Here is a 13,874-nt window from a genome sequence, read left to right as displayed (position 1 = left end):
CGCGTCCGGACGTGCTGGTCGGGCTCTACGCGGCCGTCCTGTGGGGGCCGGGGCTCCTGCTCGGGTGGCTCGCCGGCGTGCGGTCGTGGACGCTCGCCGCCGCGGCGCCGCTGCTCACCTACGCCGTCGCGGGGATCGCCGGGCCGCTGCTGGCGGCCGCGGGCGTGCCGTGGTCGCCTGCGTCGGCCGCGGCCGCCGTCGGGGTCGCCGCGCTGCTCGCCGCCGCGGTGCACCCGGCCGTGCGGCGCGCGCGCCCGCCCCGGTCGCCGTGGAGCCGCCACGCCGGATACGGGGTTGCCGCCGGCACGGCCGCGGTGGCGGCGTTCGGCATCGCCGTCGTGCAGGTGGGGATCGGGCGGCTCGCGGCGATCCCGCAGGACTGGGACGCCGCCTTCCACGCCAACGGGATCCGCTGGATCGCGGATACCGGCGATTCGAGCCTCACCGGGATGGGCCGGGTCAACTGGTACGAGACGGGCGTCGAGGTGTTCTACCCGAACGCCTACCACCTCGTCGCGGCCGTCGTGTACCGGCTCAGCGGCGCGGACGTCCCGAGCGTGCTCAACGCGCAGACGATGCTCCTGCCCGGGATGGCCGCGCTCGCCGTCGTCGCGCTGGTGCACCGCTTCCGCGGGAGCCCGGTCCTGGCCGTCGCCGCCGCAGCGTGCGTCGTCGCGGTCTCGGCGTTCTACGACATGCTCGAGCGCGGCCCGCTGTTCCCGTTCGTCACCGGGGTCGCCCTGCTGCCGCTGATCGTCGTGCTGCTGTTCGACCTGCTCGACGCGCGCGCGGGTGCCCCGCGCCGGGTCGCGGGCGGCGTGTTCGCGGTCGCGCTGGCGGGCCTGGTGTGCCTGAACCCGGCGATGCTGTTCAGCGCGGTGCTGTTCGCCGTCCCCGCGGTGGCGCAGCGGTGGCTGCGCTGGCCGCGGGTGGCCCGGCCGGAGCTCGTCGTCGTGCTGGGCGCCGGGGCCGCAGCGGCGGTGCTGGTGCTCCCCCAGATGCTCGGGTCGTTGCGCACCGTGTCGGGCGAGCCGTTCGACTGGCCCGCCGAGTTCTCGGTGCCCGACGCCGCGCTGCGGCTCGTGACGCTGGACTTCACCGGCTCCGCGCAGTGGGCGCTCGTCGTCGCGGCCGCGATCGGGATCGTCCGGATCGCGACGCTGCACGGCCTGCGCTGGGTGCCCGTCGCCGGCCTGCTGGTAGGCGTCCTCTTCGTGCTCGCCGCGTCGTCGGACGCGCCGTGGGTGACGCTCCTGACCCGGCCCTGGTGGAACGACCGCTACCGGCTCGCCGGGCTCTGCGTGCTGCCCGTCGCCCTGCTCGCCGGGCACGGCATCGCCGAGCTGTACCGCCTGCTCGCCCGCGCTACCGGCGAGGGCGCCCCGGTCGCCCTTGCCGGGGCTGTGGTCGCGGCCCTCGTGTTGAGCTCCACCCAGCTGCTGTACGCCGGGCAGTCGGTCGAGCGGATGCACCGCAGCGTGCGGGACGGCCCGGTCGTGTCGCATTCCGAGGCGGACGCGATGCGCGCGCTGGCCCGGCTCGTCCCGCCGGGGGAGCGGGTGCTCAACGACCGCTACGACGGCTCGGTCTGGCTGTACGCGCTCGCCGGCGTGCAGCCGGTGGCCGGCTACTATTCCGACGCCGATCTCGGTCCGGACGCCCGGCTGCTCGCCGAGCACTTCCACGACTACGCCGACGACGCCCAGGTGCGCGCGGCCGTGGCCCGGCTGCGGGTGTCGACTGTGATCGTCACGGAGGGCTACGTGCGCTACTGGTACGGCCGCTCCGCAGGGCTCACGGACCTGGAGGGCAGGCCGTGGCTCCAGAAGGTCTACGAGACCCAGGACGCAACGGTCTACCGCCTTCGCCCGTGTGCCGTTCCCGGCGCGTGTACGGGCGATGTCGTCGGTGCGGAGCCGGGTCTGACCTTAGGGTCTGGGTGATGGCTGGCGACGTGACGGACACGACCGACGCGCCCGCCCCACCCGCACCGCCCGCCGCGGTGGTGTGGGAGTCGGGGCGGCGGGCGCGGCGTGCCGTCGCGCAGGGTGCCGGCGACGGTCCGGCGCGCGCCGTCGCGGTACGGACGCCGTCGCTGTGGCGGGAGCTGCCCGGAGCGGTCGCGGAGGAGCTGCGGGACTCGCTCGTGACGGCGTTTCGGCGGATCGGCCCGCCGAACGAGCTGCCGCGGCGGGTGCGGACCGCGACGTCGGCCGCGGCGTCGGCCACCGCGTCGGCCACCGCTGAGCGGATCGCCGCGCTGCCGGGGATCCGCGCGATGCCCGTGGCGTTGGAGGTGCTGGCCGCGTTCGGTGCGGCACTGCTCATGCTGCAGCTCGCGGCCACCCTGCTGATCGACCCCCTGGACCGGGTCAGCCAGGTGAGCGCCCTGGCCGCCCTGGACCTGCGGGTCGTCCTGGTCGGGCTCGTCCTCGTGCTGGGCTGTGCGCTCGCCGTCCGGTTCGGGTGGTCCGCGCCGGCGGTCCGGGTCGCGGCGGCGGCCATGGCGGGCCTGGCGACGGGTCTCGCGGGCGCGGGGATCGCGCTGGCGCTGCGGGGCACGGTCTGGCCGCTCTTCGCCACCGGCGGGGACTCCGGTGCGCTCGTGACCTGGGCAGACGTCCTGCTCGCCGGCCGGGACGTCCCGGTGGCGTACCCACCGGGCGTCATCCACCTCATCGCGTGGACGGCGGAGCTGACCGGTGAGTCCACCGTCGATGCGCTGCGGCTGATCCACATCGTCGGCACCGCCGTGTTCGGCCCGGTCGCCTACCTCGCGTGGCGCCTGGTGCTACCCCCGCTGTGGGCCCTCGCCGTCACCCTCGTCGCGGCCGTTCCGCTGCTGGAGCCGTACAAGCCCTACACGACGGTCGTGCTCGTCGTGCTGGTCCCGGTGCTCGTGCGGTTGCTGAGCGAGCTGTCCGCGGCCGGGCACGCGAGCACGGCGCGGATCGCCGTCACCGGGCTCGCGGCCGGGGCGACGCTGGGCCTGCTCGCGCTGCTCTACACCGGCTGGTTCCTCTGGTCGCTGCCTGGTGCCGTCGTCGCGTTGCTGGTGGCCTTCCCGTGGCGGGCGGCACCGCTGCGCGGCCTCGCGCTCTGCGTCCTGGCCGCCGGTGCGCTCGCCGCCGTCGCGGGCCGGCACCTGGTCGCGATCGTCGGCGCGGCGGCCGACACCCGGGACTACTTCTTCTACTTCGACACCTTCATCGATCCGGCCTACTTCGCGATGTGGCGCAACGACTTCGGTGCGGACGGCCCGTGGCCCCCGCCCGGTGAGCTGGCGGGGGTCGGCGTGTTCACCCTGCTGCTGGTGCTCGGCCTCGGTGCGGCCGTCGCGTTCGGCGGGCGGCGCACGTCCGTGCGGACGGTCCTGGCGCTGCTCGCCGGCGCGTGGGTCCTGCGGCTGTGGCTCGCGTCGCGGATGTACGAGACGCAGACCGTGCAGCTCTACCCGCGCACCAGCGCGCAGATCCTGTTCTGCCTGCTGGTGCTGGCCGTGCTCGCCGCGCGGTACGGCGGACGCCGGATGGGCGGGCCCCGGGCCGTCGCGGCCCGGGATGCGCGTCGCCTGCTGCCGGTCGGAGTGCTGGCCGCAGCGCTGCTCCTGGCCCTGTCCATGGGCTCGTCGATCGCGGACCGGCACATGCCGCGCGCGGAGAACGGGCCGGGGATGCTCGCGTACGTGAGCCAGATGGTCCGCCAGCCCGACGGGACGTGCGCGGACTACAGCCGCGGCGGCTGCCTGGACAGCGGCGGCGCCGTACTGGCGCGGATCCCGGCACACGACCTGCCGCCGGACCACGTCATCGGCTGATCATCGGGTGAACGCGTGCCGCGCGAGCGTGCCCGCGCCCGCCCCTGCACGCAGCGCTCCCGGCAGCCGCGTGAGCGCGTTGAGCCGCGATCCCAGGTGGCGCCGGGCGGCGCGCGCGGCCCGGGGCCAGCCGTGGGCGTCCAACCGGGCCGCGGTGTCGAGGAAGAAGGCGCGTTCCTCGGCGAACCGCCGCCCGTCCGCCGCGTGCGCCGACGACACCGACGCCTCGTGGCGGCGGTAGCGGAACACCGGGTCCGCGACGACGAGCAGCCGCTCCCCGGCGAGCAGCAGGTCCAGCACCAGCGCGAGGTCCTGGACGACCTGCAGGCCCGGGCGGAAGCCGGTGCGCCGCAGCGGCCCGGACCGCCAGCACAGCGACGGGAAGTACAGCCAGTTGCCGCGCAGCAGGCTCACCGCGAGATCCTCGCCGCCGAGGACGCCGGTCGCCCGGGGCGCGAAGATCCACCGCTTGCTCAGGTCGGCGAGCGTGCGTGCCGGGAGCCCGTCGCGCCCGACGACCTCCACGCCCGGCTGCACGACGCCCACCTCGGGGTGCGCGGTGAACGCGGCGCGCACCGTGGCGACGTATCCGGGGAGCAGGAGGTCGTCCGAGCCGACGAGCACCGCGTGCTCGTGGGAGACCAGCTCCACGCAGCGGGCGAAGTTGCGGTTGATGCCGAGGTTGTGCGGGTTGCGCAGGTAGCGCACGCGCTCGTCGCCCAGGGCGGCGCACCAGCGGGCCAGCGCGTCGTCGGCAGCGGGCCCGGAGTCGTCGACGACGGTGAGCCGCCACGCCGGATCGTCCTGCGCGAGGACGCTGCGGATCGTCTCCTGCACCAGGTCCAGCCGCCCGTAGTGGGGCAGCATCACGTCCACGGTCCCGACGGTCACCGGTGCTGCTCCTCGGCGGCCTCGTGCTCGCCCATCGACACCGCGGGCGCCACGTACAGCCCCCGCTCACGGTTGACGATCTCCGCCTCCCGGATCGCGACGGTGCGCGCGAGCTCCGTGTAGCGCCGGTCGACGTGGCGGAACCGCTGGTAGGTGCTCACGGTCGCGGCCATGAACGCCACCACCAGCGCGTACAGGACGAGGTCCGTGCCGCGGCCCACGCCGACGGCGTGCGCGATCAGGGTGAGGTCGTCCGGGCGGAGCACGGCGTAGATGCAGCCCAGTGCGAAGAGCACCAGCCCGATCCGCTTGCTCGCCGCCACGTGGAGGCTGCCGCCGCCGCGCACCGTGAGGAACAGGACGCCGAGCACGGCGAGGATCAGGATCGCCTGGATGAGCACCGTGGTCAGCCCCCTCGCTCGCGCACGGACAGGTCGAACAGGATGTTGACGCCGTTGAGCAGCGACTGCCCCTTGGCGCGCGCGTAGGCGCTGTAGCGGATCGAGACCGGCACCTCGCGGACCCGCCAGCGGGACCTGGCGAGCCAGGAGATGATCTCCGAGGCGTGCGCCATGCCGTTCATGGTGATGTGCAGGTCCTCGGCCGCGGGGCGGGTCAGCACGCGCAGCCCGTTGTGGGCGTCGGTGAGGCCCAGGCGGCGCCCGGCCGGGCTGAGCCGTACGGCCAGCCGCAGCGCGAGCCGCCTGCGCCACGGCACGTCGGCCCTGCGGTCGGCGAACCGGGTGCCGAGCACCAGGTCCGCGTCCCCGGCGCGGGCGACGTCCACCATGCGGGCGGCGTCCTCGACGCGGTGCTGGCCGTCCGCGTCGAACGTCACGAAGTACTCGGCCCCCGGACGGGAGCGCGCGTAGGTCAGGCCGGTCTGCAGTGCCGCGCCCTGCCCGAGGTTGACGGGATGGCGCACCAGGTGGGCCCGGGTGCGCAGCACGGCGTCCACCGAGCCGTCGTGGCTGCCGTCGTCCACGCACACCACGTTCGGGAACACGTCGAGGATCTCGCGCACGACGCCCTCCAGCACCGGCGCCTCGTTGAACACCGGGACCACGACCCAGACGTCCTCGTTGCCCGTCACGCCGGCCGTCCCGCGGGCCGCAGGGCGCGGGCGACACCGGCTCCGAGCACGACGAGGACCGTACCGGGCCCGGCGAGCTGGGCCGCGATCGCCGCGCCCACGGGCGCGCCGGGCGCCACCAGCACCACCAGATGGACGAGCGTGCCCACCACCCAGGCCACCGTGACGAGCCGTTGGCGGCCCAGGGCGACAAGCGTGGTCTGCAGCACGAGCGCGGCGGTCATCAGCGCGGTGGCGAGGGCCAGCAGGCCCACGGCGACGGCGTCCGGGCGGCGGGGCGCGGCGAACAGCACCTCGGTGAGCCACGGCCCGAGCCAGAAGCAGGCGAGCACGCCCAGCCCGCCGACGGCCGCCCCGGCCGCGAGCACCTGGCCCTGAAGGCGGGCGACCGCGGCCCCGTCGCCGGTGGCGGCCGCGCGGGTGAGCTTCGGCAGCAGCAGCGCCTGCACGGGGGAGACGAGGAACAGCGGGATGCGGGCCAGGACGAAGGCGGCCCCGAAGACCGCGGCCGTGACGGCGTCCGCACCGAGCCGGTAGCTGACGACGACTGGGCCGATGTTGGCCAGGAGCTGGGACAGCGCGATCGCCACCGTCAGGTAGGCGAAGGAGCGGCCGAGCTGCTCGGGCTGCGCCCCTCCGGGCGGCTCGTCGATCCGGACCGCCCGCACGACGCTGAGCGCCGCGACCGCCGACCCCAGCGCGAACGCCATCCCGAACGCGCCCGGGCCGGCCACCGCGAAGAACGTGGCGAGGCCGAGCAGCGCCAGGCAGGCGAGCAGGCGTGCCGCGCCCTCGACGTAGAGCGTGCGGGCGTAGGCGTGGAAGCGCTGGCGCCCACCGAGCACGCCGCGCGTCCAGTACACGGCGGCCGAGCCGGCCACCGCGACGAGCAGCGCCGCCAGCAGGGACGTCCGCCCGTCGAGGACGTCGTCGAGCCCGAGCGGCCACGCCACCACCAGCACCGCGGCCAGCACCGCGAACGAGCGCGCCGCGAGCGACCCCGAGCGCCGCGCGGTGGGCCGCATCGGCTCGCCGCGCGCGGCCGCCGCGCTGATCGCACGGCTCGTCGCCTGCTCCAGGCCGGCGTAGACACCGGGGCCGACGATGTTGATCAGGAGGTACAGCGAGATCAGGGCGCTCAGCGCGCTCGCCTCGGTCGGGGTGTCGAACGTGTGGCCCACGATCGCGACGAACGCGTACCCGGCCCCGCCCAGCACCGCCAGGCCGGCGCCGAGATGCACCGCCGAGGGCAGCGACCCGGACCGTGACCGCGTCGCCGCGGGACGCGCCATCTTCACCGCGCTGTCATGACGCTGCGGGGGTCCGGGCGAGCGTCACGAACTCGTTGTACGGGAAGACCCCGCCCGCCGCCCGCGGGAACGGGAACGAGTAGGCGTTCACCACGCGCAACCCCGCCCGCGCACACAGCGAGGCGACCTCGTCGAACCCGCAGAACCGGACGTGCGTGGCGTCCGTGGCGTGGCCGCGTTCCTGCGGGGTGATCACCACGACCTTGCCTTCCGGGCGCACGTACGGCAGGTAGGTGCGCAGCAGGGCGAGCGCGTCCGCCTCGGGCATGTGCTCGACGACGTGGGCGAGCAGCAGGCTGTCGAACGAGCCCGGCGCCCCGGCGAACGCAGCGGTGAACTCCTCCGGCGTGTACGCCTGGAACCCGCGCTCGCGCGCCACGGCCACCGACGCGGCGTTGTGGTCCACGCCGACCCCGTCCCCCGAGAGATGGGCGAGGTTGCGGCCCAGCCCGCAGCCGACGTCGAGCGTGCGGCCCAGCCCCAGGCGCCGGACGTTCCAGCGGTAGGGCGCCTGGACGTCCAGCACGCGCTTCCAGCGGGCCCCTTCCAGCGAGCGGAGCCGCTCGGCGTAGGCGGGGGCGTCGGTCCGGCAGTGCTCGGTTCCGACGGTTCCGTCGTCGCGGGGGCTCACCGGGGCGAGTGTGGCCTTGCCCGCGCCGGCGTGCACGTCCGGGGTGCGAGACTCGCCGGCATGCACGTCGAACAGACCTCGATCCCCGGCCTGCTGCGGGTGGAGCTGGACGTCCACGCCGACGGCAGGGGCTGGTTCAAGGAGGGGTTCCAGCGGGCGAAGCTGGCCGCGGCGGGCTTCCCGCCGTTCGAGATCGTGCAGAGCAACGTCTCGTACAACGCCGAGCCGGGTGTCCTGCGCGGCATCCACGGCGAGCCGTGGAACAAGTACGTCACGCTCGCCCACGGGCGGGCGTTCGCCGCGATCGTGGACCTGCGCCCGGGGGACGGCTTCGGGCGGGTGGAGACGATCGAGCTGCACCCCGGCAACGCGATCTTCGTCCCGCGCGGGTGCGGCAACTCCTACCTCACCCGCACCTCCGACGTCGTCTACACCTACCTCGTGGACGCGCACTGGTCGCCGGACGCGCACTACACGCACGTCGACGCCTACGACCCGGCGCTGGGCATCGACTGGCCGGTCGGGCCGGACGAGGTGATCCGTTCCGCGAAGGACGTCGCGCTCCCGCCGCTGGCGGAGATCGTCCCGTGCGGGTGATCGTCACCGGGGCCGGCGGGCAGGTGGGGCGGGCGCTCACCGCGCTGCTTCCCGGGGCCACCGCCCTGACCCACGCCCAGCTCGACCTCGCCGACGCGGCCGGGTTCGGCTGGGGCGGCTATGACGCCGTGATCAACGCCGCGGCCTGGACGGACGTGGACGGCGCCCAGACATCCGAGGGGCGCCGGGCGGCCTGGCGGATCAACGCCACCGGGCCTGCCGCGCTCGCCGCCGTCGCCCGCCGCCACGGGCTGCTGGTGGTGCACTACTCCAGCGAGTACGTCTTCGACGGGCACGCCGAGAAGCCGTACACCGAGGACGACCCGGTGGCGCCGCTCTCGGCGTACGGCGCGTCGAAGGCGGCGGGCGATCTCGCGGTCGCCTCGGTCGAGCGGCACTACGTCCTCCGCCCCACCTGGGTCGTGGGGGAGGGCCGCAACTTCGTCACGACGATGCTGGGCCTGGCGGCGCGCGGGATCGCGCCGACGGTGGTGGCCGACCAGGTCGGGCGGCTCACGTTCGCCGCCGATCTCGCCGCCGCCACCGTCGCGCTCCTGGACGAGCGGGTGCCGCACGGCACGTACCACGTCACGGGGAGGGGGGAGCCCGCGTCGTGGGCCGACGTCGCCCGGGCGGTCCTCGCGCTGGCCGGCAGCCCGCTGGCCGTCGCCGACACGACGACCGCCGAGTACTTCGCGGGACGCCCGCACGCCGCGCCGCGGCCCCTCAACAGCGTCCTGGACCTGGGCCGGGCCGAGGCGGCCGGGTTGCCGCTCGCGCCGTGGCGGGAGGGGCTCGCCGCGTACGTCAGCGCGGCTTGAGCGGCTCCCACCAGTCGCGGCGCTCGGCGTACCAGCGCACGGTGTCCGCGAGTCCCTGCGCGAACGGCACCGACGGTGCGTAGCCCAGCTCCGCGGCGATCTTGGACCAGTCCACGGAGTAGCGGCGGTCGTGGCCGAGACGGTCCGGCACGTGCTCGACCATCTCCGGGCCCGCGCCTGCTGCGTCCAGCAGCAGGCCGGTGAGCTCCCGGTTCGTCAGCTCGGTGCCGCCGCCGACGTTGTAGACCGCCCCGTCGCACCCCTTCTCCGCGACGAGTGCGAGCGCGCGGCAGTGGTCGTCCACGTGCAGCCAGTCCCGGACGTTGCCGCCGTCGCCGTAGAGCGGGACCCGCCGCCCGTCGAGCAGGTTCGTCACGAACAGCGGGATCACCTTCTCGGGGAACTGGTGGGGCCCGTAGTTGTTGGAGCAGCGCGTGACGCACACCGGCAGGCCGTGGGTGCGGTGGAACGCGCGCGCGAGCAGGTCCGAGGAGGCCTTGGACGCCGCGTACGGCGAGTTGGGCTCCAACGGGTGGGTCTCCGGCCAGGATCCCTCGTCGATCGAGCCGTACACCTCGTCGGTGGAGACGTGCACGAACCGGCCCACGCCCGCGTCCAGCGCGGCCTGCAGGAGCACCTGGGTGCCGACCACGTTCGTGGTGACGAAGTCCGCTGCGGCGGCGATCGAGCGGTCCACGTGCGACTCGGCGGCGAGGTGCACGACCACGTCCGTGCCGGCCATGGCGGTGGCGACCGTCGCGGCGTCGCGGATGTCGCCGTGCACGAACTCGACGCCGTCGCGCACCTCCGCGAGGTTCGTGAGCGTGCCGGCATAGGTGAGCAGGTCCAGCACGACGACGTGGCCGGTGAGCGCGGGGTAGCGACCCCGTACCAGCGAGCGCACGAAGTGCGAGCCGATGAACCCCGCCCCGCCCGTCACGAGCACCCGCACGTCAGCCTCCCGCTCCGTGGGCGCGCGCGACGTCGACGACGTAGCGCCCGTACCCCGACTTCTCCTGCGCCCGCCCGAGCGCGAGGCACGCGTCGGCGTCGATCCAGCCCTGCTCCAGCGCGATCTCCTCCACGCACGCGATCCGCACCCCCTGCCGGTGCTCGAGCACCTGGACGTACTGACCGGCCTCCAGCAGCGAGTCGTGCGTGCCGGTGTCGAGCCACGCGAAGCCGCGGCCGAGATCGACGAGCCGGGCGCGCCCCTTGTCCAGGTACGCGCGGTTGACGTCGGTGATCTCCAGCTCGCCGCGCGCCGAGGGCCGCAGCCCCGACGCGATGTCCACGACGTGCTCGTCGTAGAGGTACAGGCCCGTCACGGCCCGGTTCGAGCGCGGCTGCGCAGGCTTCTCCTCGATGTCGACCAGCCGCCCGTCCGCATCGGCGACGCCCACGCCGTAACGCTGCGGGTCGCGGACCGGGTAGCCGAACAGCACCGCCCCGTCCTCACCGCTCGCGAGGCCCGCGCGGCACTCGCGCAGCATCCGGCGAAAGCCCTGGCCGTGGAAGATGTTGTCGCCGAGCACGAGCGCGCAGTGCTCGCCCGCGATGTGCTCCGCACCGATGAGCAGGGCCCGCGCGATGCCGTCGGGACGGGGTTGGGCGGCGTAGGACAGGCGCAGGCCCAGCTCCCCGCCGTCGCCGAGCAGGCGCCGGAAGAGCGCCTGCTCGTCCGGGGTGGTGATCACCAGGATGTCGCGGACAGCGGCCAGCATCAGCACCGACAGCGGGTAGTAGATCATCGGCTTGTCGTAGACCGGCAGCAGCTGCTTCGACACGGCCCGGGTGACGGGGTGCAGCCGCGTCCCGGCGCCACCCGCCAGGATCACACCCTTCATCGCCGACCCCTCATCGCCGCCGCAGCGTACGCGGCGGCGGAGCCGGGCCACGTAGGCTCCCCGTCGGGCGAGTGCGAAGGAGGAGGACCACGGTGCCACTGGTGTCTCTCGTGACCGCGAGCGCGGAGGGTGCCCTGCCGCTGCTGCGCAGCGTCGCCGCGGCGCACCCGGACCTGCGGTTCGAGCTGGTCGTGGTGCAGGACGGCGGCGAGCACGGGGACCTCCCCGCGCCTGCGGCGGGGGAGACCGTCCGGGTGGCCACGCTGGCGCGGCGCTTCGGCTCGTACGCCGTGCTGTGCGCCGGGCTCGCAACCGCGCGGGGGGACGCCGTCGTGGTGGCGGACGCGGCGCGCCCGGACGCGGCCGCGGTCGTCGCAGCCGTGCTGGCGCCGTGGCGCGACGGCCACGACGTGGTCTGGGCCGCCTCGGCCCGGCGCGGGGTGCGGGATCGCCTTCCCGGGGTGCCGGTGACGCCCGCGGAGCGGCGCCCGTCGCTGCTCGTGGACCGCTCGGTGCTGGACGCCGTGCAGGCGCTGCCGCGGCGGCCGCGGGACATCGTCGCCGCGATCGCGCGAACCGGGACGCGGCAGGCCACCGCCACCGTCGCTGCGCAGGAGCCGGTGCCCACGCTGCGCCACCGCGCCGTCCGGACGCTGGGCTGGCTCGCCGGGCTCTACGCGGCGCCGTTCCTGCTGCTGCTCTGCGCCGGGCTGCTGATCGCCGGCTTCGGTGCGGTGGTCGGCCTCGCTGCGGCCGTGCTGGGCCTGGTGGTCAAGGTGAAGGCGTGGACGCTCGTCGTGGCGTCCGTGCTCGTCGTCGGCGGGCTCAACCTGTCGGCGCTCGGTGGGTTCGGCGAGTACCTGTGGCGCACCGGGGGCGCCCGGGAGCGGCCGGGCTATGTGCTGGCGGGCGTCCGGGACCTCTGACGCGGAGCAGGCCCGATCACCCCGTCCGAGTTCGCCGGCTGGGTGCGGCGCTCGGGCGTCCGGCTCGTCCCGCGGTCGTGGCATCCGGTCGACGAGCACCTCGTCGTCGAGCAGGACGCCGTGTGGCCGCAGAGCTCGTCCCCGGCCCGTGTGGCGACGGTCTTCCGGGTCACCGGCGGGAAGGTGTCGGCGGCGTTGCGGCTGCCCGATCTCCGGTCCGCCCTCGAACTGGCGCAGGTCCACCGGGCCCCGGCTCACCGCCGGGTGGAGCGAGCCGCGGCGCACCGCGTTCCACGCGGCGATGCTCGACCTGCTCGACCTGCTCGACCCTGGCCGCGCCCTCCAGGACTACAGGTAGATCGCGAGCGCCAGCATGACGAGCCAGCCCGCGGCGAGGATCTGCAGCACCCGGTCGCCCAGGGCGATGTCCTCGGGCTCGCCGCCGTTGCCGTTGTCCACGTCCACCGCATAGCGCAGCACCGCCACCACGAACGGGACGATCGAGAGCATCGTCCACACCGTGTTGTGCGGCTGCTCCTCGCGGATCTGGAACGCCCACAGGCAGTAGGTCATGATCAGTACGGTGGCCGAGCAGGCCCATACGAACCGCAGGTAGGAAGCCGAGTAGCCCTCCAGGGACCTGCGGATCTTCGCGCCGGTGCGCTCGGCGAGCATCATCTCGGCGTAGCGCTTGCCCGCGACCATGAACAGCGACCCGAACCCGGCGCACAGCAGGAACCACTGCGACAGCGCGATCCCCGTGGCCGCGCCGCCCGCGATCGCGCGGAGCAGGAAGCCCGAGGCGACGATGCAGATGTCGAGCACCGGCTGGTGCTTGAGCCAGAAGCAGTACGCGAGCTGCACCGCCACGTACACGGCGACGACGATCGCGAGGTCCGGCCCGGCGAGGAAGCTCACCCCGAGCGCGCCGAGCAGGAGCGCCGTCGCCACGCCGAGGGCCAGCGGCACCGGCACGATCCCGGACGCGATCGGCCGGGACCGCTTCGTGGGATGCGCCCGGTCCGCCGTGACGTCCTTCGCGTCGTTGACCAGGTAGATCCCGGACGCGGCGAGCGAGAACGCCACGAACGCCACGGCGAGCGCAGCCGCGGTGTCCCCGGAGAACAGCATGCCCGCGGCGAACGGCGCCGCCAGCACGAGCACGTTCTTCACCCACTGCCGCGGCCGCATCGTGCGGACCACGCCCCAGGTGACGCTCACCGGCGTGCGGGTCGCAGCCTTGGGCTCGACGGTCGTGTCGGTCATCGCTTCCCCCAGCGGCGGGCGACGGTGGCGACCGCGGCACCCAGGCCCGCGCCCGCGACCACGTCGGTCGGGTAGTGCACGCCCAGGACCAGCCGCGACACCGCCATCGGCGGCACCAGCACCGCCACCGCGACACCGCCGCCCACCCCGCCGAGCAGCGTCCCGAACAGCATCGCCGCGGCCGTGGTGGACGTGGCGTGGGCGGACGGGAAGCTCAGCCGGCTCGGGGTGGCGCAGTGCACGACGACGTCCGGGTGCTCCGGGCGGGGCCTGCGGACCACCCGCTTGACGGCGACCGACGCGCCGTGCGCGACCGCGACGCCCGCGGTGGCGACGAGCCACCGGCGGCGCCGCGGGCGGTCCGCGAGTGCCCCCAGGGCCCCGAGGGCGAGCCAGCCGAGCGCGTGGTCGCCGAACCGCGACATCCCCTTCGCGACCGGGATCAGCGGGGTGTCGTTGGTGATCCGCTGTACCGCGGCCAGTGCGCGGACCTCGGCCGGGGGAGCGGGGATCTCCACGGGCGTCTCTGGAACGATCTCGGCGGCGGCGTGCACGACGGTGCTGACGGCGGAGTCGACGGCCACGGGCGGGGCCTCCAGGGGCGCCGGTTCGGGGACCGCTGCGCCCGGTCGGTGGATGGGCATACGGCGGCCGACTCTACGCCCGTGACCCACG

14 protein-coding genes are annotated in these 13,874 nt (G+C 74.9%); 5 read left to right on the top strand and 9 right to left on the bottom strand.

Annotation, left to right across the window (positions count from 1 at the left end):
* Positions 1 to 11: 11 nt before the first annotated feature.
* Both AB7J25_RS00450 and AB7J25_RS00445 read left to right on the top strand, forming a co-directional pair.
* Positions 12 to 1,943: a DUF6541 family protein gene (locus AB7J25_RS00450; RefSeq protein ID WP_428503738.1), complete on the top strand. Its 1,932-nt coding sequence runs from the start codon at positions 12 to 14 to the stop codon at positions 1,941 to 1,943.
* Positions 1,943 to 3,817, top strand: a complete 1,875-nt coding sequence (locus tag AB7J25_RS00445) for a hypothetical protein (RefSeq protein WP_428503736.1) — start codon at positions 1,943 to 1,945, stop codon at positions 3,815 to 3,817. The genes AB7J25_RS00450 and AB7J25_RS00445 overlap by 1 nt, the downstream gene beginning before the upstream one ends.
* Here the strand turns inward: AB7J25_RS00445 and AB7J25_RS00440 are convergent, their stop codons facing one another.
* The 5 genes from AB7J25_RS00440 to AB7J25_RS00420 are packed head-to-tail and all read right to left on the bottom strand — an operon-like array spanning position 3,818 to position 7,742.
* Complete coding sequence (locus AB7J25_RS00440; RefSeq protein ID WP_428503734.1) at positions 3,818 to 4,708, bottom strand: glycosyltransferase family 2 protein; 891 nt, start codon at positions 4,706 to 4,708, stop codon at positions 3,818 to 3,820.
* On the bottom strand, positions 4,705 to 5,109 hold the full coding sequence (locus AB7J25_RS00435; RefSeq protein WP_428503732.1) for a DUF2304 domain-containing protein: 405 nt from the start codon (positions 5,107 to 5,109) through the stop codon (positions 4,705 to 4,707). The genes AB7J25_RS00440 and AB7J25_RS00435 overlap by 4 nt, the downstream gene beginning before the upstream one ends.
* Before the next feature lie 5 nt (positions 5,110 to 5,114).
* Entirely contained in the window at positions 5,115 to 5,801 is a 687-nt protein-coding gene (locus tag AB7J25_RS00430) for a glycosyltransferase family 2 protein (RefSeq protein ID WP_428503730.1), read from the bottom strand.
* On the bottom strand, positions 5,798 to 7,093 hold the full coding sequence (locus AB7J25_RS00425) for a lipopolysaccharide biosynthesis protein (protein WP_428503728.1): 1,296 nt from the start codon (positions 7,091 to 7,093) through the stop codon (positions 5,798 to 5,800). Before AB7J25_RS00425 ends, AB7J25_RS00430 begins: the two co-directional genes overlap by 4 nt.
* A 13-nt stretch (positions 7,094 to 7,106) precedes the next feature.
* Entirely contained in the window at positions 7,107 to 7,742 is a 636-nt protein-coding gene (locus tag AB7J25_RS00420; protein WP_428503726.1) for a class I SAM-dependent methyltransferase, read from the bottom strand.
* 60 nt (positions 7,743 to 7,802) lie between these two features.
* On the opposite strand from AB7J25_RS00420, the gene AB7J25_RS00415 reads away from it, so the two are divergent.
* Together AB7J25_RS00415 and AB7J25_RS00410 are read left to right on the top strand one after the other, a co-directional pair.
* Positions 7,803 to 8,339 (top strand): dTDP-4-dehydrorhamnose 3,5-epimerase family protein, encoded by a 537-nt coding sequence (locus tag AB7J25_RS00415; protein WP_428503724.1) that lies wholly within the window; start codon positions 7,803 to 7,805, stop codon positions 8,337 to 8,339.
* The gene (locus AB7J25_RS00410) at positions 8,330 to 9,160 is read left to right on the top strand and encodes an SDR family oxidoreductase (RefSeq protein WP_428503722.1); all 831 of its coding nucleotides are present in this window, start codon (positions 8,330 to 8,332) and stop codon (positions 9,158 to 9,160) included. The genes AB7J25_RS00415 and AB7J25_RS00410 overlap by 10 nt, the downstream gene beginning before the upstream one ends.
* On the opposite strand, the gene rfbB is transcribed toward AB7J25_RS00410, so the two are convergent.
* Both rfbB and rfbA read right to left on the bottom strand, forming a co-directional pair.
* Complete coding sequence (gene rfbB, locus AB7J25_RS00405) at positions 9,147 to 10,112, bottom strand: dTDP-glucose 4,6-dehydratase (RefSeq protein ID WP_428503720.1); 966 nt, start codon at positions 10,110 to 10,112, stop codon at positions 9,147 to 9,149. The two genes, AB7J25_RS00410 and rfbB, sit on opposite strands and share 14 nt — an antisense overlap.
* Position 10,113: 1 nt before the next feature.
* The gene (rfbA, locus tag AB7J25_RS00400; protein ID WP_428503718.1) at positions 10,114 to 11,007 is read right to left on the bottom strand and encodes a glucose-1-phosphate thymidylyltransferase RfbA; all 894 of its coding nucleotides are present in this window, start codon (positions 11,005 to 11,007) and stop codon (positions 10,114 to 10,116) included.
* A 101-nt stretch (positions 11,008 to 11,108) separates the two neighbouring features.
* On the opposite strand from rfbA, the gene AB7J25_RS00395 reads away from it, so the two are divergent.
* Complete coding sequence (locus AB7J25_RS00395; protein WP_428503716.1) at positions 11,109 to 11,933, top strand: hypothetical protein; 825 nt, start codon at positions 11,109 to 11,111, stop codon at positions 11,931 to 11,933.
* A 348-nt stretch (positions 11,934 to 12,281) separates the two neighbouring features.
* Here the strand turns inward: AB7J25_RS00395 and AB7J25_RS00390 are convergent, their stop codons facing one another.
* Complete coding sequence (locus tag AB7J25_RS00390) at positions 12,282 to 13,199, bottom strand: decaprenyl-phosphate phosphoribosyltransferase (protein WP_428503714.1); 918 nt, start codon at positions 13,197 to 13,199, stop codon at positions 12,282 to 12,284.
* A complete protein-coding gene (locus AB7J25_RS00385) occupies positions 13,196 to 13,843 on the bottom strand; it encodes a phosphatase PAP2 family protein (RefSeq protein ID WP_428503712.1) in 648 nt (215 codons plus the stop codon). The genes AB7J25_RS00390 and AB7J25_RS00385 overlap by 4 nt, the downstream gene beginning before the upstream one ends.
* Positions 13,844 to 13,874: the final 31 nt, after the last annotated feature.

This window comes from Pseudonocardia sp. (assembly GCF_050246655.1).
GTDB lineage: Bacteria > Actinomycetota > Actinomycetes > Mycobacteriales > Pseudonocardiaceae > Pseudonocardia.
Note: the sequence above shows the minus strand (reverse complement) of the source record. Positions and strands in the feature narration are given on the sequence as shown.